At 41.0% G+C, this 25352-nt stretch carries 24 protein-coding genes; all 24 read left to right on the top strand.

Annotation, left to right across the window (positions count from 1 at the left end; translation table 11 throughout):
• The first annotated feature begins 3 nt into the window (after positions 1-3).
• Complete coding sequence (gene pepP / locus ACSLUH_RS16825) at positions 4-1335, top strand: Xaa-Pro aminopeptidase (protein ID WP_448569133.1); 1332 nt, start codon at positions 4-6, stop codon at positions 1333-1335.
• A gap of 36 nt (positions 1336-1371) precedes the next feature.
• Entirely contained in the window at positions 1372-2586 is a 1215-nt protein-coding gene (gene ubiH, locus ACSLUH_RS16820; protein ID WP_448569131.1) for a 2-octaprenyl-6-methoxyphenyl hydroxylase, read from the top strand.
• A 39-nt stretch (positions 2587-2625) separates the two neighbouring features.
• Positions 2626-3843 carry an FAD-dependent monooxygenase gene (locus ACSLUH_RS16815; protein ID WP_448569129.1) on the top strand — a complete coding sequence of 406 codons (1218 nt, stop codon included), beginning with the start codon at positions 2626-2628 and terminating at the stop codon, positions 3841-3843.
• Between the two features lie 367 nt (positions 3844-4210).
• Entirely contained in the window at positions 4211-5299 is a 1089-nt protein-coding gene (gene gcvT / locus ACSLUH_RS16810) for a glycine cleavage system aminomethyltransferase GcvT (protein WP_448569127.1), read from the top strand.
• An 82-nt stretch (positions 5300-5381) separates the two neighbouring features.
• Positions 5382-5771, top strand: a complete 390-nt coding sequence (gcvH, locus tag ACSLUH_RS16805) for a glycine cleavage system protein GcvH (protein WP_448569125.1) — start codon at positions 5382-5384, stop codon at positions 5769-5771.
• Between the two features lie 84 nt (positions 5772-5855).
• Positions 5856-8747: an aminomethyl-transferring glycine dehydrogenase gene (gcvP, locus tag ACSLUH_RS16800; protein ID WP_448569123.1), complete on the top strand. Its 2892-nt coding sequence runs from the start codon at positions 5856-5858 to the stop codon at positions 8745-8747.
• Between the two features lie 89 nt (positions 8748-8836).
• Complete coding sequence (locus ACSLUH_RS16795) at positions 8837-8998, top strand: YceK/YidQ family lipoprotein (protein ID WP_448569248.1); 162 nt, start codon at positions 8837-8839, stop codon at positions 8996-8998.
• 55 nt (positions 8999-9053) lie between these two features.
• Complete coding sequence (locus ACSLUH_RS16790) at positions 9054-9677, top strand: LysE family translocator (protein ID WP_448569121.1); 624 nt, start codon at positions 9054-9056, stop codon at positions 9675-9677.
• Between the two features lie 159 nt (positions 9678-9836).
• Positions 9837-10622 (top strand): GNAT family N-acetyltransferase, encoded by a 786-nt coding sequence (locus tag ACSLUH_RS16785; RefSeq protein ID WP_448569119.1) that lies wholly within the window; start codon positions 9837-9839, stop codon positions 10620-10622.
• Between the two features lie 186 nt (positions 10623-10808).
• The gene (locus tag ACSLUH_RS16780; RefSeq protein ID WP_448569117.1) at positions 10809-11360 is read left to right on the top strand and encodes a hypothetical protein; all 552 of its coding nucleotides are present in this window, start codon (positions 10809-10811) and stop codon (positions 11358-11360) included.
• A 149-nt stretch (positions 11361-11509) separates the two neighbouring features.
• Positions 11510-12190 (top strand): hypothetical protein, encoded by a 681-nt coding sequence (locus ACSLUH_RS16775; protein ID WP_448569115.1) that lies wholly within the window; start codon positions 11510-11512, stop codon positions 12188-12190.
• A 181-nt stretch (positions 12191-12371) separates the two neighbouring features.
• Positions 12372-13199: a class II glutamine amidotransferase gene (locus ACSLUH_RS16770; protein WP_448569113.1), complete on the top strand. Its 828-nt coding sequence runs from the start codon at positions 12372-12374 to the stop codon at positions 13197-13199.
• 125 nt (positions 13200-13324) lie between these two features.
• Positions 13325-13771 carry a hypothetical protein gene (locus tag ACSLUH_RS16765; RefSeq protein WP_448569111.1) on the top strand — a complete coding sequence of 149 codons (447 nt, stop codon included), beginning with the start codon at positions 13325-13327 and terminating at the stop codon, positions 13769-13771.
• Between the two features lie 102 nt (positions 13772-13873).
• Entirely contained in the window at positions 13874-14359 is a 486-nt protein-coding gene (locus ACSLUH_RS16760; RefSeq protein ID WP_448569109.1) for a DUF411 domain-containing protein, read from the top strand.
• Positions 14359-15732 carry a TolC family protein gene (locus ACSLUH_RS16755; protein ID WP_448569107.1) on the top strand — a complete coding sequence of 458 codons (1374 nt, stop codon included), beginning with the start codon at positions 14359-14361 and terminating at the stop codon, positions 15730-15732. The genes ACSLUH_RS16760 and ACSLUH_RS16755 overlap by 1 nt, the downstream gene beginning before the upstream one ends.
• Complete coding sequence (locus ACSLUH_RS16750) at positions 15732-17486, top strand: efflux RND transporter periplasmic adaptor subunit (protein ID WP_448569105.1); 1755 nt, start codon at positions 15732-15734, stop codon at positions 17484-17486. Before ACSLUH_RS16755 ends, ACSLUH_RS16750 begins: the two co-directional genes overlap by 1 nt.
• A gap of 14 nt (positions 17487-17500) precedes the next feature.
• Complete coding sequence (locus tag ACSLUH_RS16745) at positions 17501-20662, top strand: efflux RND transporter permease subunit (RefSeq protein WP_448569103.1); 3162 nt, start codon at positions 17501-17503, stop codon at positions 20660-20662.
• A 60-nt stretch (positions 20663-20722) separates the two neighbouring features.
• Complete coding sequence (locus ACSLUH_RS16740) at positions 20723-21430, top strand: PepSY domain-containing protein (RefSeq protein ID WP_448569101.1); 708 nt, start codon at positions 20723-20725, stop codon at positions 21428-21430.
• A complete protein-coding gene (locus tag ACSLUH_RS16735) occupies positions 21430-22173 on the top strand; it encodes a PepSY domain-containing protein (protein ID WP_448569099.1) in 744 nt (247 codons plus the stop codon). Before ACSLUH_RS16740 ends, ACSLUH_RS16735 begins: the two co-directional genes overlap by 1 nt.
• Before the next feature lie 616 nt (positions 22174-22789).
• The gene (locus ACSLUH_RS16730; protein WP_448569097.1) at positions 22790-23092 is read left to right on the top strand and encodes a hypothetical protein; all 303 of its coding nucleotides are present in this window, start codon (positions 22790-22792) and stop codon (positions 23090-23092) included.
• Positions 23093-23170: 78 nt separating this feature from the next.
• Complete coding sequence (locus ACSLUH_RS16725) at positions 23171-23668, top strand: hypothetical protein (RefSeq protein WP_448569095.1); 498 nt, start codon at positions 23171-23173, stop codon at positions 23666-23668.
• A gap of 117 nt (positions 23669-23785) precedes the next feature.
• Positions 23786-24100, top strand: coding sequence for a hypothetical protein (locus ACSLUH_RS16720; protein WP_448569093.1), 315 nt, complete (start codon positions 23786-23788; stop codon positions 24098-24100).
• Positions 24101-24219: 119 nt separating this feature from the next.
• Positions 24220-24648 carry a hypothetical protein gene (locus ACSLUH_RS16715; protein WP_448569091.1) on the top strand — a complete coding sequence of 143 codons (429 nt, stop codon included), beginning with the start codon at positions 24220-24222 and terminating at the stop codon, positions 24646-24648.
• Between the two features lie 112 nt (positions 24649-24760).
• Positions 24761-25129, top strand: a complete 369-nt coding sequence (locus ACSLUH_RS16710) for a hypothetical protein (protein WP_448569090.1) — start codon at positions 24761-24763, stop codon at positions 25127-25129.
• Positions 25130-25352: the final 223 nt, after the last annotated feature.

The raw sequence follows: 25352 nt of genomic DNA, 5'->3' as shown, positions 1-25352 counted from the left end.
TTTATGAGTATGTCTTTAACGATTGATGAGTATGTCACTCGTCGTCAGCGCTTATTCGCGCAAATGCCAGCGAACTCTGTTGCGGTTTTTTTTGCCGGACACGAGCAGACGCGCAGTAATGATACCGAATATTTATTTTGCCAAGACAAAACCTTTCTTTACATGACGGGGTATCCTGAGCCAGATGCTGTCTTGGTGATGATTAAAGCCGAAACAAACGAAAGTATTTTGTTCTGTCGTCAAAAAGATAGCCTGCAAGAAGTGTGGCATGGTAGACGTATTGGCGTTGATAATGCGATAAAAGACTATCAATTTGACCAAGCTTACGAGCTCACTGAGTTAACGACAAAACTTGAAGAGCTTCTTGCTGATAAAACGGCTGTTTGGAGTTGCTCTGGTCAAATAACGGCAGAGAATAACCATATCGCTTTAGCATTAGCTAACATCAGAGCAAAGGCTCGCTCAGGTATAAAAGCGCCAACGACTCAATTTGATTGCCAAGCCATAATCGATGAAATGCGCTTGATTAAAAGCCCAGCTGAACTAGCTGTTATGCGTAAGGTTAATCAAATTAGTGGTGGGGCACATGTGCGTGCCATGGAAAAAGCTCAGCCAGGGCTTTATGAATATCAATTAGAGGCCGAATTACTGCATGAATTTGCGCGTCATGGTGCTCGTCATGCTGCTTATAATTGCATTGTCGCCTGTGGAGACAATGCCAATATCCTTCACTACACCGATTGTAGTGATCGCCTTGAACAAGGGCAGTTAATTTTAATTGATGCTGGCGGTGAACTAAATGGTTATGCTGCTGATATCACCAGAACATTCCCTGTGTCAGGTACGTTTTCCGCCCCGCAGAAACAGCTTTATGAGCTAGTGCATAGTGCGTTAGAGCAGACGGTTGCAATGGTTAAACCTGGCATTTGTTTTGCTGAACTTAATGATAAAGCCTGTGAAATTCTCACTCAAGGCTTACTCGAATTAGGTATTTTAAGTGGTGACTATCAAACGCTTTTGAGCGAAAAAGCGTGTAAAAAATACTTTATCCATAGTTTGGGGCATTGGTTAGGGCTTGACGTACATGATGTTGGCAATTATCAGGTGAAAGATAAACGCCAAACTCGTTTATTTGAGCCAGGGATGGTGTTAACAATAGAGCCTGGGCTTTATATCCCTCTAGACGATGATAGCGTTGAGGAAAAGTGGCGAGGTATTGGTATTCGAATTGAAGATAATATCGTCGTTACTGACCTGGGTCATGAAAATCTTAGTGAGAGTGTGCCAAAATCTGTTGAAGATATTGAGCAGCTTATGCGAAATGCTCAACGCTAATGGATAGGTTCCTGTAATTAATTATGGCGAATAGTGATGGCTAGTGCTGCTCAACATTTTGATATTGTCATTGCCGGTGGCGGACTCTCTGGTGCTTTATCAGCGATAGCGCTCTCCCAATGCAAAAAGCCTGATGGTCAATGTTTATCGATTGCCATTATTGATAAACACCCATTGCAACAACGCCCGGAGCTGACTTTTGATGATCGTGTTTTGGCGTTGTCTCATGCGAGTGTTCAATATTTTAAACGTTTAGATGTTTGGTCGTTATTAGCCAGTGATAGCCAGCCAATTGAAGATATTCATATTTCTGATCGCGGCTATTATGGTAAAGCTAGAGTAAGCGCCGAATCGCATCAGGTCTCGGCGTTGGGCTATGTCGCTCCAATGGCTGCCATTGGGGCAGCTATGCTTGAGCGCTTAAAACATTGTCAGCATGTTAGCTGGTTTACGCCTGAAGCTATTGAAGATATTCATTGGACGACACAACAAGTTTGCCTGACCTTATCGTCTGGAAAACAACTTACCGGAAGTTTACTGCTTGGTTGTGATGGAGCTCAATCTCAATGTCGACACGCAGCGAATATTGCAATTAGAGAAAAGCCCTATCAGCAAGCCGCTTTGATCGCTAATGTTGTCACCAGTAAACCACATAACAATATTGCCTTTGAGCGCTTTACTGAGCATGGCCCTATTGCCATGTTGCCATTATCTGAATTAGATGGCGTTGAAAACCGATGTTCATTGGTTTGGACATTGCCTCCTTCACAGGCAGAAAAAATAAAGCGATTATCTGCATCACGTTTTAATCAAGAACTTAATCGTGCTTTCGGCTTTTGGCTGGGGGCAATTAAGAAAGTAGGTGAACGCCATGTTTATCCGTTAAACTTGGTGCAAGCCCAAGAGCAGGTCAATCATCGTTTGGTGCTAATTGGCAATGCCTCCCACACCATACATCCCATTGCAGGACAAGGTTTTAATTTAGGCTTGCGTGATGTCGCTGATTTAGTGTGTGCAATAGAGCAGGCATTAAGTGACAATCGTGATATCGGTCAGTTAAGTGTACTAATGGCTTATGCCCAAAAAAGACAACAAGACCATCGACATATAATTCAGCTAACAGATTCATTGGTCAGTATCTTTTCGAATCACTATGACCCTTTGGTTATTGGTCGCAATATAGGGCTAAAAGTGATGAACTATGTCAGCCCGCTAAAGCAGCGCTTTGTTAATAAAACCATGGGGTATTAATGTTTGATCGCAGCAAGATTTTAAATATAGCGAGTTTTTATGCAAAAGTTTGATATTTTAATTGTGGGTGGCGGTATGGTTGGCTTAACCACGGCACTTGCTATTCGTAAACTTACCTCGCTAACGGTTGCTATCGTTGATACCAATGAAGTTCGTACCTTATCAGAGCAACCAGAACTTCGCGTTAGTGCGATTAACGTTGCAAGTCAGCAATTATTTAAGCAGCTTGAAGTATGGCCATTAATCACTGAACAACGGCTTCAGCCCTATTGTCACATGCATGTCTGGGACAAGGCTGGTTTGGGGCAATTGGATTTTAATGTTAGCGACGTTGATTCTCGTTTACCGCTTGAGCAAATTGGCTGGATTATTGAAAATAACGTAATTCGCAATGCCTTGTGGCAAAAGGCAAAACAAGATCAAGGCATTACCTTTTTTACCCAAGAAAAGCTTAATCACATTTCTGTCGGTGACAGTGAAGTGTTTGCCAGTTTTACTTCTCAGCCGCCTATTATTGCAAAATATATCGTTGGCGCAGATGGTGCGCACTCATGGGTGCGCCAGCATATGGGAATGAACCTCACATTTAGTGATTATGATCATCATGCCATAGTGGCGACCGTTGAATGTCCTCAAGGTCATCAAGAAACCGCTTGGCAAGTATTTCTACCAACAGGACCATTGGCGTTTTTACCGTTATATCAGCCCGATAAATGCTCTATTGTGTGGTCGACCTCGCCAAGTGAAGCCAAGCGCCTAATGGCATTGCCAGCTGAGCAATTTGCTAAAGAACTTACCGCTGCCAGTGACGCTAAATTAGGTAACCTAGCTTTAGTAAGTGAAAGACAAAGCTTTCCTTTAACCATGCGTTATGCGCAAGATGTTATTAAAAACAAAGTGATCCTTGTTGGAGATGCTGCTCATACCATTCATCCTCTGGCAGGCCAAGGGGTTAATCTCGGCTTGCTTGATGCTGCAGCATTAGCCGAAGCATTTCAAGCAGAGCAGGCGAATCAATTTAACCAGCGCGATTTAGCACATTTTGAGCGCTGGCGTAAGTCAGATGCGCTAGAGATGATCACCGCCATGGCAATAATAAAGAAAACCTTTGAGCCACATCACCCAGTAGTTGATGCACTAAGGGGAATGGGCATGAGTATGCTCAACCAAGTTAAGCCAATAAAAAGCTTGTTGATTAAGCAGGCGCTAGGTCAACGCTCCCACCAACCCATACTGACCAAGGCACCACTGGATTAAGCTTGGTAGCCCGCGGAAAAAATATCTAAACAATAAAAAAGGTTTTTAACTTAAGTTATTGTAATTTTTTAATAAAAATCTTTTTTCTCTGCTGCGTAATGAGAATTGACAAAATTATCTTTGTTGAACTGGATAATATTTGCATCATCTCCGTAAATTATTTTTTAAAAAGCGTTATTAAAAAATAATATTTTAAAAAAATCTAATATATGGGTTTTTATTTTTTATATGTGTATTTTCTTTGTTGAATCAACAGCAGAGCAGGAGTATAATCCCTGCCAATTTTTCCAATAAAGCGTGTTCACTTGATTTAGCGCTAGTATCGCTAGGCTAGACAAAGGTTCACCTGATAACTGAGTTCATGATTATGACCAATAAAACAGTATTGCACGCTAAGCACCTAGAATCAGGCGCTAAAATGGTTGATTTCCACGGTTGGGAAATGCCAATTAATTATGGTTCACAAATCGAAGAGCATCACGCTGTTCGTAAAGATGCGGGTATGTTTGATGTATCACACATGACCATCGTAGACGTAAAAGGTGCTGATGCTAAGCCATTTTTACGTCGCTTAGTGATCAATGACGTGGCTAAACTAACTGTTGCTGGTAAAGCGCTTTATACAGGTATGTGTAATCATGAAGGTGGTGTGATTGATGATTTAATCATTTACTATTTCACTGACACTGACTATCGTTTAGTGGTTAACTCAGCAACGCGCGAAAAAGACTTAGCGTGGATCAATGAACAAGCACAAAACTTAGACGTTACCATCACTGAACGTCCAGAGTTTGGCATGATTGCCGTGCAGGGCCCGCAAGCAAAAGCTAAAGTGGCGACAATTTTAGATGCTGAGCAAACGCAAGCTGTTGATGGTATGAAGCCATTTTTTGGTGTGCAAGCAGGTGACTTATTTATCGCAACAACGGGATACACCGGTGAAAACGGTTATGAAATTGTTGTTCCAGAAGCGCAAGCGGCTGATTTATGGCAACAGTTATTAGACGCTGGTGTAAAACCGTGTGGCTTAGGTGCTCGTGATACGCTGCGTTTAGAAGCTGGTATGAACCTTTATGGTTTAGACATGGATGAAACCGTATCACCATTGGCAGCGAACATGGCTTGGACAATTAGCTGGGAGCCAGAAGATCGTGACTTTATTGGTCGTGAAGTATTAAGCGCACAGCGTGAAGCAGGTGACCAACCTAAGTTAGTTGGACTTGTGATGAAAGAAAAAGGCGTACTTCGTACAGGCCTTAAAGTAGTGACAACCGATGGTGAAGGTGAAATTACCTCAGGTACGTTCTCTCCATCGTTAGGACATTCAATTGCAATGGCTCGTGTACCGCGCAGTGTTAAAGTGGGCGATACTGTTGAAGTTGAAATGCGTAAAAAACTCGTTAAGGTAGACGTAGTTAAACCAAGCTTTGTTCGTAACGGTCAAAGCCAATTGTAATAATTTTATTTGATGCTCTATAGTAAAGTAGCTAAAACGAGCGTTAAGCAGATTTAAATATTAAATATTAGGAACAATAAAAATGAGCAATATTCCTTCAGAATTAAAATACGCTTCATCACACGAATGGGTTCGTAATGAAGGTGACGGCACAGTAACCATCGGTATTACAGAGCACGCACAAGAGTTATTAGGTGACATGGTATTTGTTGAATTGCCAGAAGTTGGTGAAAGTGTCAGTACGGGTGATGATGTCGCAGTAGCTGAGTCTGTAAAAGCAGCTTCAGATATCTATGCGCCAGTTTCAGGTGAAGTTATCGCGGTTAACGAAGACTTAGAAGATTCTCCAGAGCTCGTAAACTCTGACGCCTACGGCGACGGATGGATGTTCAAAATTAAATTAGATGACGCGAGTGAATTAGAAAACCTTCTAGATGCTGAAGGTTATGAGAATTCAATCGACGAAGATTAATTGTTAATTAACATATTGTTAGAAGCCCTGAACCTTGTTTAGGGCTTTCTTTTATTTTGCAAGATATTATAGAGACGCTGTTTTATGACTACTCCATCATTGTTTGACTTAGAGCAAACTGAAGATTTTATTCGTCGCCATATTGGTCCTGATGAAGCGCAAACACAAGCAATGTTAAATGACATTGGTGCAGAATCAGTCGACGCATTAATTGATGAAATTGTGCCTAGCGACATCCGTTTAGCTGACTTACCAAACATTGAAGCCAGTAAAACAGAAGTTAAAGCGCTTAAAGATCTTAAAGCGATTGCCAGTCAAAACAAAGTAAATACAACCTACATTGGTTTAGGTTACTACGGTACGTTAACGCCTAATGTTATTTTACGTAACGTGTTAGAAAATCCAGGTTGGTATACGGCATATACACCATATCAGCCAGAGATTGCGCAAGGTCGTTTGGAGTCGTTATTAAACTATCAGCAAATGTGTATCGACCTAACCGGATTAGAATTGGCTTCTGCTTCATTGTTAGATGAAGGTACCGCTGCCGCTGAAGCGATGGCACTTGCAAAACGAGTTTCTAAGAACAAAAAATCAAACACTTTCTTTATTTCAAGTGATGTTTATCCGCAAACTATTGACGTGGTAAAACAGCGTGCTGAGATGTTTGGTTTTGATATCGTTATCGCTCCTGCAGAGCAAGCGCCAGAGCATGATATTTTTGGTGCATTATTGCAATACCCAAGTGCAACTGGTGAAGTATCTGACATCAGCGGCTTAATTGCTAAAATTCAAGAAAACAAAGGTATTGTTGCCGTAGCTGCTGACATCATGAGCTTAGTGCTATTAAAAGCACCAGGTGAGTTAGGCGCTGATGCCGTTATTGGCTCGAGCCAACGTTTTGGTGTGCCAATGGGGTATGGTGGTCCTCACGCTGCATTCTTTACCACGTCTGATAAATACAAGCGCTCGTTACCTGGCCGTATTATCGGTGTTTCTAAAGATACTCGTGATAATCCTGCATTACGTATGGCAATGCAAACGCGTGAACAACACATTCGTCGTGAAAAAGCGAACTCAAATATTTGTACAGCACAGGTATTGCTCGCGAATATGGCTGCTTTCTACGCGGTATATCACGGCCCTAAAGGTTTAAAAACTATCGCACAGCGTATTCACCGTTTCGCTGATATTATTGCTCATGCTGCAAACATTAAACAATTAACGCCATTACACGGTTTTTACTTTGATACCTTAACATTTAATGTATCAACTGACTTAAAAGCGGAAATTGTCGCTCGTGCATTAGCTAAAGGTGTTAACTTACGTACAGACGTAGACAGTCAAATTAGCCTTTCTGTTGATGAAACCACAACTCGTGATGATGTTTTAGATTTATTCGATATTTTATTCGGTGAAGAGCACGGTTTAGATATTGAAGGTATCGACGCTGAAGTACGTGCGTTAGGTAATATTTCAATCCCTGAATCATTGGTTCGTGAATCTGAAATTTTAACGCACCCAGTCTTTAACTCATACCACAGCGAAACAGAAATGTTACGCTACATCAAAAAGTTAGAAAATAAAGATTTAGCGTTAAATCACTCAATGATTTCATTGGGCTCATGTACGATGAAGCTTAATGCGACTGCACAAATGATCCCAGTTTCTTGGCCTGAATTTGCTAACATGCACCCATTCGCGCCAATCGATCAAGCGCAAGGCTATAAGCAAATGATCGACGAATTAGGTGAAGCGTTAGTTGAGTTAACCGGTTATGACAACATTTCAATGCAACCTAACTCAGGTGCACAAGGTGAATACGCAGGCTTAATTGCCATTCATAAATATCACGAAAGCCGTGGTGAAGGGCACCGTAACATTTGTTTGATCCCATCATCAGCACACGGTACTAACCCAGCGTCAGCGCAAATGGTTGGTATGAAAGTGGTTGTGGTTGATTGTGACAAGCAAGGTAACGTTGACATGAACGACTTGCGCACCAAAGCAAGCGAGTTAGCTGACAACCTATCTTGTATCATGATCACTTACCCATCAACGCATGGTGTTTATGAAACCACGATTGCTGAAATTTGTAATATCGTTCACGAGCACGGTGGTCAGGTTTACTTAGACGGTGCCAACATGAACGCACAAGTCGGTTTGACATCACCAGGCTTTATTGGTGCTGACGTATCTCACTTAAACTTGCACAAAACCTTTGCTATCCCGCATGGTGGTGGTGGCCCAGGTATGGGACCGATTGGCGTTAAAGCACACTTAGCGCCTTTCTTGCCAGATCACCCATTAGTGACCGTTAATGAAGAAACTAAAGGTAACGGAGCAGTTTCTGCCGCGCCTTTCGGTAGTGCTGGTATTTTATGTATCTCTTACCTATACATTGCTTTATTGGGCCGTAAAGGTGTAACAGATTCAACTAAATACGCTATTACTAATGCTAACTACTTAGCGAAGAAATTAAGCCAACACTACCCAATTTTATACACAGGTAAAAATGGTCGTGTGGCACATGAATGTATCGTTGACTTGCGTCCATTAAAAGAAAGCTCAGGCATCACTGAAATGGATGTTGCTAAACGTTTAATGGATTACGGTTTCCATGCGCCAACCATGTCGTTCCCAGTAGCGGGTACGTTAATGATTGAGCCGACTGAATCAGAGTCTAAAGTAGAGCTTGACCGCTTTATCGAAGCAATGACGAGCATTCGTGATGAGATCCGTAAAGTAGAAAGTGGCGAGTGGACTAGCGAAGATAACCCACTTCACAATGCACCACATACCCTTGCTGACATCACTAGCGAGTGGAATCGTGGTTACAGCATCGCTGAAGCGGTATTCCCAGTACCTGCCGCAGCGGCAAACAAATTCTGGCCAACAGTTAACCGTATCGATGACGTATACGGCGACCGTAACTTAATTTGTTCATGTCCAGCAACGGATACTTATAAAGATTAAGTTAATTGTGTAGTCTATTATTAAAAAATTAGACATTTGTATTTAAAAATAGACAAACTTCGGTTTGTCTATTTTTTTGCCTTGAATAAATCTCATATGGTGAGCCAAGCAAAGATGTCAATTTAGGTAGCGCACTTAATGGCTTTCCTCTAGTCTTTATTGATTCTGTTTTTTCAGTTGTTGCGGATACTGTTGTTTTACCTTACACAATAGTTATGCAAGCGGACAAAGGCTCCATAAAGGTTAATTGATTACAAGAATCAAAAGGACTACAGTAAATAATATTTGTTAACTAAGGAAAATTTTGTGCTATTCAATAATTGGTTGATGTTTTGTTCTATCGCTTTGTTGGCTACCGCTACACCTGGTCCGGCAGCATTACTTGTTTCAATCAATAGTCTGTCTTTTGGTTTTAAAAAATCTCTTGTAACAGTGCTAGGCAATGTTACGGGGCTGTTTATTATGTCAACATTTTCGGTACTTGGGTTAAGTGCCGTTGTTTTACATTCAACCGTAGCATTTACTGTTATAAAAATATTCGGGGCTGCTTATTTGGTTTATTTAGGTTTAAAGCTTTGGATAAATGGTATCGGTAGTATAGAGATAGGCTCAACAAAGCTATCTAGAGGTAGTTCTTTAAGCCTATATAAACAAGGGGTTTTAGTGGCATTAACCAATCCCAAAGCCGTTATTTTTACTACCGCATTATTTCCTCAGTTTATTGTCGCTGATGATCCGCTAATGTTTCAGTTTTCAATTTTAGTGTTTAGTTTCATGTTGTTATCATTCATTTGTTTGTCATTTTATGCACTAATAGCGCAGCGTGCTAAAGCACGTACAAAAAACACTCGAGTACAAAAGTTACTTGGAAAAATATTTGGTGCTACATTTATTGGTGCAGGATGTATTCTTGCAACGACTCCAGAGTAATAGGTAGCTAACAAGCAAATTCCCATGGCAAATTAGAATCGGTTTTTGCTCATTCGACGCAATTTTTAGCCAAGCCTTTTCTGCTGGACAAGCAAACGTTAGATGGCATATAAGTCCGAGAGCGAGTGACTGGAACTACCAAAAAATGGGGAGAAATCTGTGAATACTACACCGAAAGTACTGAGCGAGTCGGTCTTACGCCGTCTTACCAATGACGCTATCACTACGCTTCTTGGCGAGGCGAAAAGCTACGAGGCGGCGGCTCGACCCGGATTACAGTTAGCTTTGTGCAATGAAGCAATTGCAGACATGAATATGTTGGTTGTTGGCGCAGGTGCTGATGCTAATCACTTTAGGGGGATGTTGAATTCCTGCTTGGAACGACAACTTCCATTTCTTGTCATCATCTTTCCTGAAGCCGGCAAGGAACTCGACGATATTGCAGCCGATTTAGGGCTGGCCTACGCCGTGGATTTCCCTTTTATGGTGCGTAAAGATGCGCCTATTGAGCCATCCGGTAACCCAGACGTTGAAATTGTTTGTGCGTCTGGCGCCGATGACGCTGATGCAAGCGCGGATGTGCTGGTTTCAGCCTTTAGCATGGACAAGGACAGCGTACTTCGAGCACTGCCTGCGTCTTTACTCGATTCGACAGGTGTTGATGTCTATGTTGCGCGCATTAATGGCGAAGCAGTGGGAAGTGTTACGCTGACCCATCACGGCGATACCTGCGGTATCTGGGCGATGGGGACGGTTGCATCACAACAGCGTGGCGGGATCGGTCTTAGGCTTTTGACGACAGCGCTGGCGCAGGCACGCAATAATGGGAGCCGACGTTTTTTCCTTGGTGCAACGCCTGCAGGCTACCGCCTTTACCAGCAGCTAGGCTTTGAGACTGTTTGTACCGCTCGCGTCTGGGTGTCAGGTGAAACTCATCAGGCATAGCAGAGTGCCTTTGCTCCTATTCATCGAGATGATATTAGTAAGAGCGAACAAAGTAGCACATTACCTATGGCGTAGTTTATTTCAAATATAAACAAGAGTTAACTAACTGATAGATTTTATAGTAAAAAGTCTTTACCTTAATTATTAACCTTGTGCTGATAACAATAAAAATAATAGATCTATATTATGAGTGAGTTAAAACAATGGAAAAAATCTGACTACGTGACGCTTGCGCTGTGGTTTTTTCCAGCAGCGATACTGACTTGGGGGATTCATGAGTTCGCTCATTTTGGTATAGGAAAGCTTCTTGGCTACGACATGTTCATCACTTTCAATACTGCAGGGCTTGCCAGTGGTAGTTATGCAAACACCTGGCATCAAGCTCTTGTTGGTCTTGCTGGCCCAATGATAACGTGGTTTCAAGCTATCATTGCCGTGATAGTAATTAACCAACGTAAACAACTCTTTTGGTATTCATTCTTATTTTTGCCTTTATATATGCGATTGGTAGCCATGGGGATTAGCTACACGTCAAAACCTAATGATGAAGCTTCCGTTAGTTTACTTTATGACTTACCTATGTGGGTGCTGCCTTCTATTTCAGTAGTATTTTTATTTGCCTTAACTTATTGGGGCAGCGAAAAACTAAATGTGGGATGGAAAGGAAACCTATTGTCGTATCTAATGGCGTCAATAATAGTCACCTCAATCGTTGTTTTAGATAACTTAGTATTTTAAACAAGAAAATCTAGAGGGCAGAGCAATTTATATTTATTCTGACTCTGAATTAGCTAAAAAGAGATAACGTCTTGCACGGCTTATATTTTTCCGCCATATTATTTAACTGCTACTCAATAATAAAAAACACATAAATACGAGCTATCTTTATGTCTTTGATTAACTTAGGCCAATTCGGGAGTTTATTTGAAATTGGCTTTGCACTTCATTTCGCCGTTGCTTTTATCGATCGCATATATGCTCGCGAGCTTCCGGTTCGCGTTGACAGGATTAACGCAAGGGTGAAAGCCATTGAACAATTTAGGCGAGAAATTGCTGATGGCCAGCGTTGGACGGAAGAGTCAGGAGAAAAGTTTGAGCTGATTTTTGCTTATCGCCATATTGAAAACCCGCAATGGCTAGATTTTAATAATCAGGTGCTTGATCGCTTGCATGAATTATTGCAAAACACTAACGGCCAGATCCGGATATTAAAACGTATTTTAAGTGTAATAACCTTTCTATCGCTTGTGGTTGTGCTCTATTCAGTTTGTGCCTTATTTCTTATTGGGCTTGATATGGAGATTGTAAAATCACTTGATCCGATGACCGCCAGTACCGCCGTATTAATGCAATTGCTGCCTTTACCGTTAGCATCGGCAATTTTCTACTTTGTTGCCAGACGAATGAGTAATGATGTCGATAGAAAAATCCGCAGTGTTGGCGAGTTACACCTGTTGCTTAACCCGCCCGAAGAAGGGAGGATAAACGCATATGTCTCTGTTGAACAAGTTTACCGTCGACATATGGGCACGTTTGAAATCCAGCCTTATCACTTTGATGAAAGGTAATTATTAGCATAAGTCTATTCTGCCCTTAAGAAAAACTGTGGTTTTCTGTTATTCCTTTTGACTATTGGTTAGCGACTCATCTATATAATATATAGCAGACTCATCACAACATGTTGTTGGGTAAACTTATGGTGGAAGGAATATGTGTCGCTTTTTAGTTTATAAGGGATCAGCAATCACAATGAATAAACTTGTGATTGAACCGGCGAACTCGCTAATTATCCAAAGTAAGACCGCCAAAAAAAGAGCGGTGCCGGTTAATGGTGATGGTTTTGGTATTGGCTGGTATCCACTACACAACGATCCTGAACCTGCTCGAATGGTGAGTATTGAGCCAGCATGGAGTAATCAAAACCTACTTCAATTGGCCGCTAAAGTGAGTAGCCAACACTTTTTTGCCCACGTACGTGATGCTTCAGTAGGGATGCCGGTATCGCAAAGTAATTGCCATCCTTTTACTTATGGCCGATACCTCTTTATGCACAATGGCCGCTTAGATCAATTTTGTAAGTTTAAACGAGCGATGTTAAATAGCTTATCTGATCGGGCGTTTAATTTAATTAAAGGTAATACAGATTCAGAGTACGCATTTGCATTATTGATGGACGTCGTTGATTTTGCCGAGCAATTATCAGCGCAAGAGTTAAAGCAAGCACTCTATGAAACCATAAGGCGCATTATTCAAATTAGAATTGCTCATGGTGCCAATACCAATGCTTATATCAATTTTGCAGTGAGTGACGGCTCGACCACGATTGTCACTCGCTTTGCCACGGATTCTACTAGCCAACCTGCCTCATTATATTACACCAAAGGGATGTTTAATTTTGATCAGCCCTTCGATGATATTAGCATTGAACCAGGTTTGGGTAGTGATGTCGTTGTCTGTTCAGAGCCGCTAACGGAAACATCCGAGGGATGGATAAAGGTTGAGCGAAACCATGCGGTGATCATTGGCTCTGATAATTCAGTTTTGATTGAAAAAATACCGGTGTCTTTTCAAACTTGAACCGATAAAAATGGTCAATTATTTTTGATCCCTTTGATTCGACTCCATTTGATGACATTATTCTTTAAAATTTACATTGTTTTGCAATTGCTATAGGATAAGCGGGAATCTAGCTCGGGATAATTATGTTAAAGCCTTTGTCAAAAGTTATAGTCATTACGTTTATGCTGATTGCCTTTGTTGGGCAAACATTGGCGTATGCTGCTATGTCTTGTGAAATGGCAACAGGTACGCATCAGTCACATCAGATGATGGGTAATAACATGATTGATAACGACACGATGGCTCACGATATGATGGAGCATGCAACGATGGGACACTCCATGACTGATGACCTATCAGCTGACCACCAACGCATGAATCATCAGCTAATGAGCGATCTTAGTCAATCTGATGATTGCTGTGAGGTTGATTGTCATTGCCCAGCCAATGCTTGTACATCAACAACGCTTTTATATGCTCCTATTGATTTAAGTAATATTCAATCGTTAAGCGACGTTGTGATTACATTAACTACTCAACAGCCCAAATCTGTTTCTACTTCTTTATATCGTCCACCGATTATTGCCTAAAACAGGACAAGTGCGCCCAAAATTCGCGCCTATCAAATAACGATTCCATTAATTATTTAAGCGTTTAACCGTGAAAAATTTCCAGTGATATCTGGGGGTAAAATGATCAATACATACTGTAAAATTGCCATAGCATTATTGTGCTTAACGAAATTTGCTTTTGCCACACAGTACACCGACGAACTAAGTACTTTAGCACTAAAAGTTTATAAAACACCAAGTTGTGGATGTTGCAACAAATGGATCAGCCATATTCAAGAACAAGGGCTGGTCGTGTATTCAAAAAACATAGATGATATTGATAGCATAAAAAATCAATATCGCATTCCGTACAATCATCGCTCTTGCCATACAGCAATCAGCGCTAATGGCTTTGTCTTTGAAGGCCATGTGCCGGCTAAATATATTCAGCAGTTCTTGTCAGAACAACACCCTAATGCCATTGGACTAACTGTACCTGCAATGCCGGTTGGCTCTCCCGGTATGGAAGTTGGTGAGCGCTTTATGCCATATAAAGTGTTAATGCTGCTGAACGATGGTACTAGCAAAGTGTATGCAGACATCAATAGCTATAAGGAGCAATTTTAATGAAGTTGCAAGTGTCAAATTTAACCTTACTTTCTTCGGCGTTAATCTTGGGATTATCGGTGTTTTCTGTGCAAGCTGAAAAGGTTGTTTCACTAGAACAAGCCCTTGATTTAGCAATACAAAATGATCCGTGGCTACATGGTAATCAGTTAAAACAAAGCGCGGTTGAAAACCGAAGTATCGCCACCGGCACCATGCCCGATCCTAAAGTATCGTTAGGGATTATGAATCTGCCCACAGATACTTGGGATTTGGGTCAAGAAGGCATGACTCAGCTTAAAGTTGGGATCTCGCAAATGTTTCCAAGAGGAGACAGTTTAGCGTTAAAGCAAGCGCAATTAAAAATAGAATCGTCTAAATTTCCGCTGTTACGTGATAACAGGAAAGCGCAACTAAAGCGTGAAGTCTCTCAGTTATGGTTAGAGGCTTACTTAGCGCAACAAACAATTAACTTGATTAAAGACGATTGGGCGCTGTTTGAACAAATTGCTGAAGTGGCAGAAGCGAATTATTCAAGCGGGATAGGTAAAACTCGGCAACAAGATGTCATTCGAGCTCAGTTAGAAATCGTCCAATTAGAAGATCGACTAATTTCACAGCAGCAAAAGCTTGAAACGAGCTTAGCTTTACTCAATGAGTGGCTGCACATCTATGATGCCAATGTTGACAATCAATTGTTCGATTTTGACGCTCAACCCATGGAGTATAGCGTTTCAAAAGCGTTACCAGTGATTCGATTAATTAACCCTAACGCTATTAAACCGGCCAACTACTCGCGAAATGTTTTAGCAAAGGCGCTGGCAAATCATCCAGCTATTTTAGCTATTGAGGTAAAAAGTCAGGCTTTAAAAAAAGGGATAGCACTGGCTAAACAACAATATCAGCCGCAGTGGGGCGTTAATGCCAGCTATGCTTATCGCGATAATATGCACTCTGGTGATAGTCGAGCGGATCTGTTTTCGGTGGGGGTAACCTTTGATTTACCACTTTTTACAGAAAACAAGCAAGATAAACAAGTTGTCGCCTCAATTGCCGATGCTGAAGCGGTTAAAACAGAAAAACTATTACTGACAAAGCAAATGATCAGCGCAATAGAAAAAGAAATTAAACAACTTAAGCGTTTATCCGAGCGCCAATCAATTTATCAAGAACAATTGCTTAAACAGACACATGATCAAGCACAAAGTTCATTAACCGCTTACACCAACGATGATGGCGATTTTGCTGAAGTGGTGCGGGCAAAAATTGCAGAGTTAAATGCCAGAATTGCAGCCTTACGTATTGACGTTGATGTGCTAAAAACCGTCGCGCGCATCAACTATTTCTTCGCACACGCTATGCCGCAATCCACCCCGTCATTTGGAGAAAAGTAATGTCATCTGATAACAATACACCAGGTTTTAAGCTTATCGCAGCGGTTGTTTTTGGCGCTATGGTTGGGGTCGTCGCTGTTAATGTCTTTCAAACAACACCACCAAAAAGCAGTAGTCAAACATCGGCAACAGGTGATAAAAAGCCGCTCTATTGGGTTGCCCCTATGGACTCAAACTATCGTCGAGATAAGCCGGGTAAATCGCCGATGGGGATGGATTTAATTCCTGTTTATGAAGAATCATCCAGTGAAGACTTTGGCCCCGGCGCTGTTACTATCGCTCCTCATGTGGTGAATAATTTAGGGGTTCGTACTGCGCCAGTGCAATTCAAGGCTATGAATACCGAAATATCAACGGTTGGTTATGTACAATATGACGAGGATGAGCTTATTCATATTCATCCACGTGTTGATGGTTGGATAGAAAAGCTCTATGTGAAAGCCGCGGGAAACCCTGTTAAAAAAGGTCAACCACTTTACACCTTGTATTCTCCACAACTAGTGAATGCTCAAGAAGAGTTCTTAATTGCCTTAAAGCGTGAAAACAGGTCGTTAATTAGTGCCGCAAGAGAGCGCCTTAAAGCTTTGCAGCTATCCCCCGAGCTTATGCAGCAGTTAGAAAAAACTCGAAAAGTACAGCAAACTATTACCTTTTATTCGCCGCAAGATGGTGTGGTTGATGGACTAAAGATCAGAGAAGGCTTTTATGTAAAGCCGGGCAATACCTTATTAAGTATTGCTAAACTCGATCAGGTATGGGTTGAAGCAGAGGTATTTGAGCGTGATGCTGCGCAAATTCAAATAGGGTTGCCTGTTTCCATGCGTTTAGATTATTTACCCGGAACGCAATGGACTGGGGTAGTCGATTACGTTTATCCGACACTCAATAATAAAACGCGTACGCTGAGGGTGCGATTAAAGTTTGATAACCCAGATTATCAATTAAAGCCCAATATGTTTGCGCAAGTATCAATCCACCCCAATCAGACTCAACGCACCTTGCTAGTACCTAAAGAAGCGGTGATTCGAACGGGCAAACAAGATCGTGTCGTACTTGCTTTAGGTGCAGGCCAGTTTAAATCAATTGAAGTGATTATTGGCCGAGTGACGAGCGATAGTATCGAAATTTTAGATGGGCTTAATCAGGATGATGTTGTGGTTACCTCGGCTCAATTTTTGATTGATTCAGAATCTAGCAAAAGCTCTGATTTTAAGCGCATGGCTCAAAACGAATTACCAAACGTTGTATGGATGGAGGGCGAGGTAAATAGTGTCATGGCTGAGCACGGTATGGTCAACATTTCTCATGGCCCAGCCCAAGCCTGGGACTGGCCAGAGATGACCATGGATTTCACCGTCGCACCAAGTGTTGATATTGAATCCTTAAAAGCGGGGCAATCGCTGCACTTTGAAGTAACAAAATCTGAACAAGGAGAATATCAGGTGACCACCATTCATATTATGGCCGAGCCACACGTTTCTTCTGCAACTGTTGATGGGCTGATCAATACACTCGATGTTGAAAGTCGAGTGGCAAATATTAGTCGTGGCCCGATTGAAAAATGGGATAGACCGGCGGCAACGATGGATTTCATTTTTGCAGACGCTGTCGATATATCTCAGTTAAAAATAGGTGATAGGGTGACGTTTACCTTTGAAGTGAGGGACGATTTTATTATCACCGAAATTTCCTCTGAATCTGGCCAACAAACGCAGCACAGTCAAGATAGTGCCGCAGACCATTCAAATCATTAAGGCGGAGACAAGTAATGATTGAATCAATTATTCGATGGTCGGTGGGTAATCGCTTTTTTGTCTTGTTAGTGACCATGATTATTGCCTTTGGTGGCATGTATTCGTTAAAACAAACTCCGGTTGATGCGATACCCGATCTTTCTGATGTTCAGGTAATCATAAAAACCAGTTATCCAGGGCAAGCTCCACAGGTAGTTCAAGACCAAGTAACCTTCCCATTAACCACCGCTATGCTGTCCGTGCCAGGTGCACAAACGGTTCGCGGGTATTCGTTTTTTGGCGATTCTTATGTTTATATCATTTTTGACGATGATACTGATTTATACTGGGCAAGAAGTCGAGTACTCGAATACTTAAGTCAAGTCGCCTCAAGCTTACCCGATTCGGCAAAACCACAATTAGGTCCAGATGCCACAGGCGTAGGCTGGGTATACATTTATGCTTTGACCGATAAATCTGGAAAACATGACTTAAGCCAGTTAAGAAGTATTCAAGATTGGTTTTTAAAGTACGAACTTCAAACGGTAGAGGGTGTCTCTGAAGTTGCAGCCGTTGGCGGTATGGTTAAACAGTATCAAGTACAAGTTGATCCTGACAAATTACGGGCGTTTAACGTGCCATTAAGCCATATCCAAACAGCGCTTAAACGGGGAAACAAAGAAACCGGCGCATCGGTGGTTGAAATGGCTGAAGCCGAGTACATGGTTACCGCGACAGGTTATATTCAGTCGGTGCAAGATATCGAGAAAATTCCTCTGGGTATTAATGACCAAGGAACACCACTACGGATTGGCGATGTTGCGAACGTCAACCTTGGGCCACAAATGCGTCGAGGCATTGCCGAACTCAATGGTGAAGGAGAAGTGGTTGGTGGCGTTGTTGTAATGCGCTTTGGTGAGAATGCACAACAAACGATTAATGGCGTTAAAGCGAAAATTGAATCGCTAACATCGTCGTTACCAGAGGGGGTCGAGATTGTTCCGGTTTACGATAGATCAAAGTTGATCGAAAGTGCCGTCGATAACCTGTGGAGTAAGTTAGTTGAAGAGCTTGCGATAGTTGCGCTGGTTTGTGTCGCGTTTTTGTTTCATCTTCGTTCATCCATTGTCGCTGTAGTAACCCTACCATTGGGTATTTTGGTGTCTTTTAGCATCATGTATATGCAAGGTATCAATGCCAACATCATGTCGCTTGGAGGCATAGCGATTGCCATAGGTGCGATGACCGATGGCGCAATTGTGATGATCGAAAATATGCATAAGCATATGGAAGCGCTTAATAAAAAGGGAATACCGTTTAATGATGAAAACCGATGGCAAGTGGTCGCTAAGGCTGCCAGTGAAGTCGGGCCAGCACTGTTTTTCAGCTTGTTAATTATTACCGTTTCATTTTTGCCGGTGTTTATTTTAGAAGCGCAAGAAGGCAGAATGTTCTCGCCGCTAGCCTATACCAAAACCTATGCAATGGCGGCATCGGCGGGTCTAGCAATTACCTTAGTTCCAGTGTTAATGGGATATTTTATTCGAGGTAAGGTAATTTCAGAAAAGAAAAACCCCTTAAACCGATTACTGATAGCACTCTACTTACCTGTGCTAAGACAGGTGATGCGTTTTCCTAAATCAACAATTCTAGCAGCGCTTCTTGTGACGGTTGTCGGGTTTTGGCCAGTAGATAAGATTGGCAGTGAGTTTATTCCTCCGCTCGATGAAGGTGACTTAATGTATATGCCAACTACGTATCCTGGTATATCAATTGGGAAAGCAAGAGAACTACTTCAACAAACCGATAAGTTAATTCGTACTGTGCCTGAAGTTGACAATGTATTTGGTAAAGTGGGGCGTGCTGAGACAGCAACGGATCCTGCACCATTGACCATGATTGAAACCTTTATTCAGTTAAAGCCGAAAGGGCAATGGCGTGAAGGGGTAACCACCGAATCATTAAAAGCCGAGTTCGATAAATTGGTCAAATTTCCAGGGGTGACCAACGCTTGGGTGATGCCAATAAAAACGCGGATCGATATGCTCGCCACAGGGATAAAAACACCTGTTGGTATCAAAGTGGCTGGCGCTGATCTTGATACCATTCAAGATATTGGTCAGCAAATAGAGCAATTATTGCCTCAGGTTGAAGGTACCGCATCGGTTTACTCTGAACGTGTTGCCGGAGGACGTTATATTAAAGTGGATATATTGCGTGAAAAAGCGAGTCGGTTTGGTTTAAACATTGAAGATGTTCAGCAAGTGGTGTCTACTGCAATTGGCGGCATGAACGTTACGCAAACGGTTGAAGGACAAGAGCGTTATCCGGTTAATTTGCGTTACCCACAAGATTACCGAGACTCTCCTGAGCAGCTATCAAGGTTACCTGTAGTGACACCCAACGGACAGCGAATTGCACTCGGTGATGTCGCGTCGATTAGCGTAGAAAGTGGCCCTCCTGGGATCAAAAGTGAAAATGCTCGTATTAACGGTTGGACCTTTATCGACATTGATGGCGTTGACGTAGGCACTTATGTGAAAAATGCTCAACAGTATTTAGCAGAAAACCTAACCTTGCCGGTAGGGTATTCGATTAACTGGGCTGGTCAATACGAGTATATGGAAAGAGCTAAAGATAAACTCAACTATGTATTGCCGTTAACGCTCGCCATTATTGTTATTTTACTTTATCTTAATTTCCGAGCATTTAGTGAAGTAGCCATCATTATTGTGACATTACCAATGGCGATGATCGGTGGTTTATGGCTGATGTATTTGGAAGGGTTTAATTTTTCTGTTGCTGTTGGTGTCGGTTTTATCGCATTAGCGGGTGTCGCCGTTGAAATTGGTGTGATCATGCTGGTTTATTTAAATCAAGCACTTAACGAGCTTAAAGAACAAGCTAAAGCGAACCGAGCGCAGATATCAGATGAAGCATATCGTGAAGCATTGCTGCATGGCGCGGGATTGCGGGTTCGTCCAGTGATGATGACCGTTGCTACCATCATTATCGGGTTGTTACCGATTTTATATGGTACCGGCACTGGCTCTGAGGTGATGAGCCGTATTGCTGCACCAATGGTTGGGGGAATGACCAGTGCGGTATTGCTGACTTTAATTGTGCTTCCAGCGATTTATTCGCTCGTTAAAAAGCCTGAAATAAATAGATTTAACCGTGCCTTACCAATAGACTAGGTCAAAAAGTAAGGTCAAATAGTAAGGTCAAATAATAAAGTCGAATAATACGGTCAAATAATGCGTAATAAAGTTAGAAAGTATCACAAATGGTTGATGGCGTTTATTGGCATACAGTTTCTGTTTTGGTCAATAACGGGCGTGTATATGGTGAGTATGGATATTCACTATATCCATGGTGAGTCTTTGGCTACGGATGAGCAAGCTAAGGTCGATGTCACATCATTAAGCTACTCATTTGCTGATCTGCTTGCCAACTATCCGAAAGCCAAAGGTATTACGCTCAGTCAACGATTGGGAGTGCCAGTATATACCTTTATCGATAGCGAAAACGGCAAAGTCGTTATCGATGCAAACACTGGTTTAGTTCAGCCGCTAATTGATGAAACTAGAGCAAAAGAGATTGCTAACTTTTATTACAGCCATGCACACGGCATTGATAGCGTATCGCTTATTAGTGCCGTATCCGAACTGCCAGCTGAGTTATCGCCAAGACACCTACCTGTGTGGCGTGTTACTTTTGATAGCTATATCACACCAACATTTTATATCAGTCAGCATACCGGGAGCTTAGTTGCCAAACGTCATGATTATTGGCGCTTGTTTGACTGGATGTGGCGTTTTCACATTATGGACTACGATGATGGTGAAAACATTGCTAACTGGTTGTTATTGTTAGTGGCAAGTTTGGCACTGCTGGCAGCGTTATCGGGTGCAATGTTGACCTATTTTCGTGTTATTTCACCCAAAAAACGTAAGGTGATGTAATGCGATTGTTTAAATTAAATACTACCGTGCACAAATGGTTATCTTTAGTTGTCGGTATGCAATTATTGATCTGGTTAGTTACCGGCTTGTACTTCAACCTGATGGATGAGAGTAAAGCCAGTGGCAATGCAAATAGAATTTACGCTGAACAGGTTATCAGCAATGCTGAAGTTGAACTTATTGCGTTAAGCGACATTGACGTTGATTCGCCGATTGAAGTAAAGCTTATATGGATTCAAGCACAGCCATACTATCAGTTTATTTTTGAACAAGGCGAGCATAGCTATCAAAAGCGCCGCTCAATTTTATTTAATGCTGTAACGGGGCAAGAATTTAGCTTGTCAAAACAGCAAGCATTGACCTTAGCTCAACAGTCTTATTCAGGAACTGGACGATTAATGACGACAGAGCTCACTCAGCCGCCATTTGCGGATGATGTAAAACAACAAAATGCCATGTGGAAAATAGACGTTGAAGATGAAAACATGACAACCATCTACTTAGATAGTGTTACCGGCCAGGTATTGCGCCACGTTAATGATGATGCTCGGTTGAAAGATTTGATGTTGAAACTTCATTTTATGGATTATGCAGACTCTGGTGGTTTTAATCATTGGTTAATCATAGCGTTTGCTATTGCAACGCTATTGTTGTCGATAACCGGTATCACTTGGTTAATACAACATTATCGCCACGGTTTATTATCATTTAATCGAAGTCGAAAAAACAAAAAGTTGCGCTAAGAATTTAGGTTGAGAGTTTTTATTGAATAGGTCAGAACAAAAGTAAAAAGGGAGAAGTTTAAACAGCTTAGTTTTTGATTAGCAGCGATGATTCGGGTAAGTGCATTGAAAATATTGTTCTTATTTGTAAATAACGGCAAATAATTTAGATGAAATTCCTAATTCAATAAAAGTAAGCTTTTTCAGTTGGCAGACCGTAACGCTTATCGAAAAGTGTTTTCGAATTGATTCAATAAAAAGGTGATTTAGCGACTGGGATGACCTTTTAACGCACTGTACTGACATACAGGTATAATAAGGGTTTCACAAACAGCAAGAATTACCTTCCTATTAAATAAATATTCTAGTTCTCGCTTTGTTTCTATGAAAATTAACAACTTGTTGATTTATAATTATAAATTAAGGCTGCTTTAGTATTTAATAGGAAGTAAACCAAGTCTCGTTAAATAAGGTCTCGCTTTGTTTTTCAATTAGTTTGCAAGAATGGAATTAATGTGATGGAATATTTCAATATAAATCAATATATTATTATCGATGCGTTTAATTTTGATTTTGGTTTACACAAAATGCAAAAGTGTACTTCTCGATAATAAGCGTTATGTTTCAGGGAAGCCGCATGTATTATCTCAAAATATTTGGCTTTATTTTTCTTATTTCTATTGTTGGTTATTTACTAATTTTAGATGCAGGGATGTCTAGCGACCAAGCAAGCTCTATGACTTTGTACCAAAAAATAGAGCTAGGTTTAGGTTGTATTCTCTGGTGGCCAGCATCTTTATATCTTGGCTTAAAATCTTTGCTTGGTTACGATGATAAAATGCTTGGAATTGAATTATGGATATTTCAAATAGCTGGTAACTTCGCTCTTATTAGTTACTTAGTGCAGAGAAAACATAACAAGCAAATTAATCAGGACTAAAAACAGTTGGCTTTTTGCTCCTGCGTCGCTTATTTTAGCCAACAATTTTTAGCCCATTATTTGGGCGTTAGCAACTTTATGATGAAGCTACCTATTAAATTAAAGCCTACAAAAACTACAATCAGAAATTTTATTTTATATCCAAGCTTGATGATAAACGCACTTTTCTTTGGTGCTTTATTGTATAGTGCTGGAAACATGACAGATATTTTGAATATGGGGGAGTCGCTCATTGTGATATTTCTAGCTCCATATGTATTAAGTATTTTATTTGTTTTTGTAATTCTTCTTTCAGCACGAGTTGAAATCCACGAAGAAGGAATATTTAAGAAAGGATTGGATAAGTATGGGTTTAAAAACCTAATTCCTTGGGAGGATATCATAGATGCTTCCGTGTTTAGATTGAAAAATGGAAGGTTTTTAAAAATAAAGGTTAAATATAATAGAAATGTGTTATCAAGAAATGGCTCTAAGGCAGTAGATACAGCAAGTATACTTCTTAGCATTAAGCTTTCACCATATACAGATTCTGAAATATTAGAAACAATTAAGTTAGCTAAATTCGGTCGTTGCTAACAAGGCAATCATGGATGGGACGTCTAAAGCTTGGCTGGCGCTCATTCTTCGCTGATTTTAGCCAAGCTTAATACGCCCCATATTGCGGCGTTATATGGCTTTCAGGGAACGTAGTCGATGGAAGATGAATGGAAGAAATATCTCAATCAAGTCGAGCTTGAAGAGGTAGAAGCTATCAAGGTTAACTTTAGTAACCCTGAACGTTACATATCAAATAATGAAACTACCGCTACTCAATTTAAAAGAGATAAGGTTGAATATAGCAAATGTTTGAAGCCTTATATTGAATTAGCAATGGCGCGTAAAAAGTCACCTGATATACGGAAATTCAGGTATTTTCATATTAGAGTGTTATCAAAAATATGGGACATTCTCTTAGGCGGCTTAATATTTTCATTACTAATAATTGTTGGTTTTGGTTTAGCTAAGTAGCCATATAACAAGGCAATTATGTGTGGGACGCCTAAAGCTTGGCTGGCGCTCATTCTTCGCTAATTTTAGCCAAGCATTTATGCGCCCCATATTGCGGCGTTATAAGCACAGGGAAATCAATGCGTAATATTTTAACAATATTTTGTTTATTCTCATTTGCTTCTTTGGCAGATATGATTCCGCCAGATGTTGAGTTAACACCAGAAAGTGCATTTTGCCTTGGTTTCACTTTAGATCGCCCAACCGATGAATATGTTGGTTTAAATTTCCCGAAAGTCATTGGAGGAAAGTGGATTCCTGTTTCAACAATGGTTGAGTACAGGTTAAATGAAAATCCAATATTTATTACAAAAACCAATTTTGAAAAAATAAATGAGCAGAAAACAACTGTAATTCTCGGGTTTTATGAAACTATTCATTCGGGCGGCGATGCAGCAGTGTTGATTACATACCAATGCACTAGTAAATGTGGAACAAACTATTTAAAAAGTTACAGCGTGCCTTCAATTGTTAAGTATATTGAAGCCAACGTGAAGCAGTGCTTATAACAAGCCATTACAGTGACGGGACTGCTAACAGCTTGCTCGGTTCCGCTTCGCTTCACAAGTTTAGCAAGCTATTATCAGCCCCTGAATGGGGCGTTAGCCAGATGGAGAAAGCATGATTCCAAAGTACAAGGATATTGTCGACCTAATGAAAAAGGGCGCGACTGTTGAAGCACAAGAAAAAATAATGGAGTTACGCGAAGGCGCATTAGAGCTTCAAGAAGAAAACTTTGCTCTAAAAGAACAAATAAAAAAGCTGAATGAAGCTATCAATTTTAAGCAGTCCGTTGAATGGGAAAAACCACATTACTATGTTCTTAAAAACGAAACTCGTGATGGTCCATTTTGTCAGCGTTGCTATGATGCTGATGAAAAGCTAATTAGATTACAAAATGGTAAAAATGACTTTTGGGAATGCAATGAGTGTGATTCAAAATATAAAGGTCAAAGCTATAAAAAACCTGACCCCATTAGGTTTGGTTAAATCTGGCTAACAAGCTGTTTAATAAGGACAAAATACAGTTGGCTTTTGCTCCTTCGTCGCTTAATTTTAGCCAACTATATTTTGCCCATTAACAGGGCGTTATGTGTTTAAGTTATGGATTGTCCTCATTGCAAAGAAAATAGTATTTCTAGAGCTCGCCTTATTCTGAGTTATGTGGGCGTTCCTGTGGGCGTCGTTTATTGTAAACATTGTCATGCTATTG

This window comes from Thalassotalea ganghwensis, from assembly GCF_053485795.1.
This window is presented reverse-complemented; position numbering and strand designations above follow the sequence as displayed.

Coding starts and splice junctions, on each gene's coding strand:
- pepP (WP_448569133.1), top strand. CDS start 4: ATGAGTATGTCTTTAACGATTGATGAGTATGTCACTCGTCGTCAGCGC.
- ubiH (WP_448569131.1), top strand. CDS start 1,372: ATGGCTAGTGCTGCTCAACATTTTGATATTGTCATTGCCGGTGGCGGA.
- ACSLUH_RS16815 (WP_448569129.1), top strand. CDS start 2,626: ATGCAAAAGTTTGATATTTTAATTGTGGGTGGCGGTATGGTTGGCTTA.
- gcvT (WP_448569127.1), top strand. CDS start 4,211: ATGACCAATAAAACAGTATTGCACGCTAAGCACCTAGAATCAGGCGCT.
- gcvH (WP_448569125.1), top strand. CDS start 5,382: ATGAGCAATATTCCTTCAGAATTAAAATACGCTTCATCACACGAATGG.
- gcvP (WP_448569123.1), top strand. CDS start 5,856: ATGACTACTCCATCATTGTTTGACTTAGAGCAAACTGAAGATTTTATT.
- ACSLUH_RS16780 (WP_448569117.1), top strand. CDS start 10,809: ATGAGTGAGTTAAAACAATGGAAAAAATCTGACTACGTGACGCTTGCG.
- ACSLUH_RS16775 (WP_448569115.1), top strand. CDS start 11,510: ATGTCTTTGATTAACTTAGGCCAATTCGGGAGTTTATTTGAAATTGGC.
- ACSLUH_RS16770 (WP_448569113.1), top strand. CDS start 12,372: ATGAATAAACTTGTGATTGAACCGGCGAACTCGCTAATTATCCAAAGT.
- ACSLUH_RS16765 (WP_448569111.1), top strand. CDS start 13,325: ATGTTAAAGCCTTTGTCAAAAGTTATAGTCATTACGTTTATGCTGATT.
- ACSLUH_RS16760 (WP_448569109.1), top strand. CDS start 13,874: ATGATCAATACATACTGTAAAATTGCCATAGCATTATTGTGCTTAACG.
- ACSLUH_RS16755 (WP_448569107.1), top strand. CDS start 14,359: ATGAAGTTGCAAGTGTCAAATTTAACCTTACTTTCTTCGGCGTTAATC.
- ACSLUH_RS16750 (WP_448569105.1), top strand. CDS start 15,732: ATGTCATCTGATAACAATACACCAGGTTTTAAGCTTATCGCAGCGGTT.
- ACSLUH_RS16745 (WP_448569103.1), top strand. CDS start 17,501: ATGATTGAATCAATTATTCGATGGTCGGTGGGTAATCGCTTTTTTGTC.
- ACSLUH_RS16740 (WP_448569101.1), top strand. CDS start 20,723: ATGCGTAATAAAGTTAGAAAGTATCACAAATGGTTGATGGCGTTTATT.
- ACSLUH_RS16735 (WP_448569099.1), top strand. CDS start 21,430: ATGCGATTGTTTAAATTAAATACTACCGTGCACAAATGGTTATCTTTA.
- ACSLUH_RS16730 (WP_448569097.1), top strand. CDS start 22,790: ATGTATTATCTCAAAATATTTGGCTTTATTTTTCTTATTTCTATTGTT.
- ACSLUH_RS16725 (WP_448569095.1), top strand. CDS start 23,171: ATGATGAAGCTACCTATTAAATTAAAGCCTACAAAAACTACAATCAGA.
- ACSLUH_RS16720 (WP_448569093.1), top strand. CDS start 23,786: ATGGAAGATGAATGGAAGAAATATCTCAATCAAGTCGAGCTTGAAGAG.
- ACSLUH_RS16715 (WP_448569091.1), top strand. CDS start 24,220: ATGCGTAATATTTTAACAATATTTTGTTTATTCTCATTTGCTTCTTTG.
- ACSLUH_RS16710 (WP_448569090.1), top strand. CDS start 24,761: ATGATTCCAAAGTACAAGGATATTGTCGACCTAATGAAAAAGGGCGCG.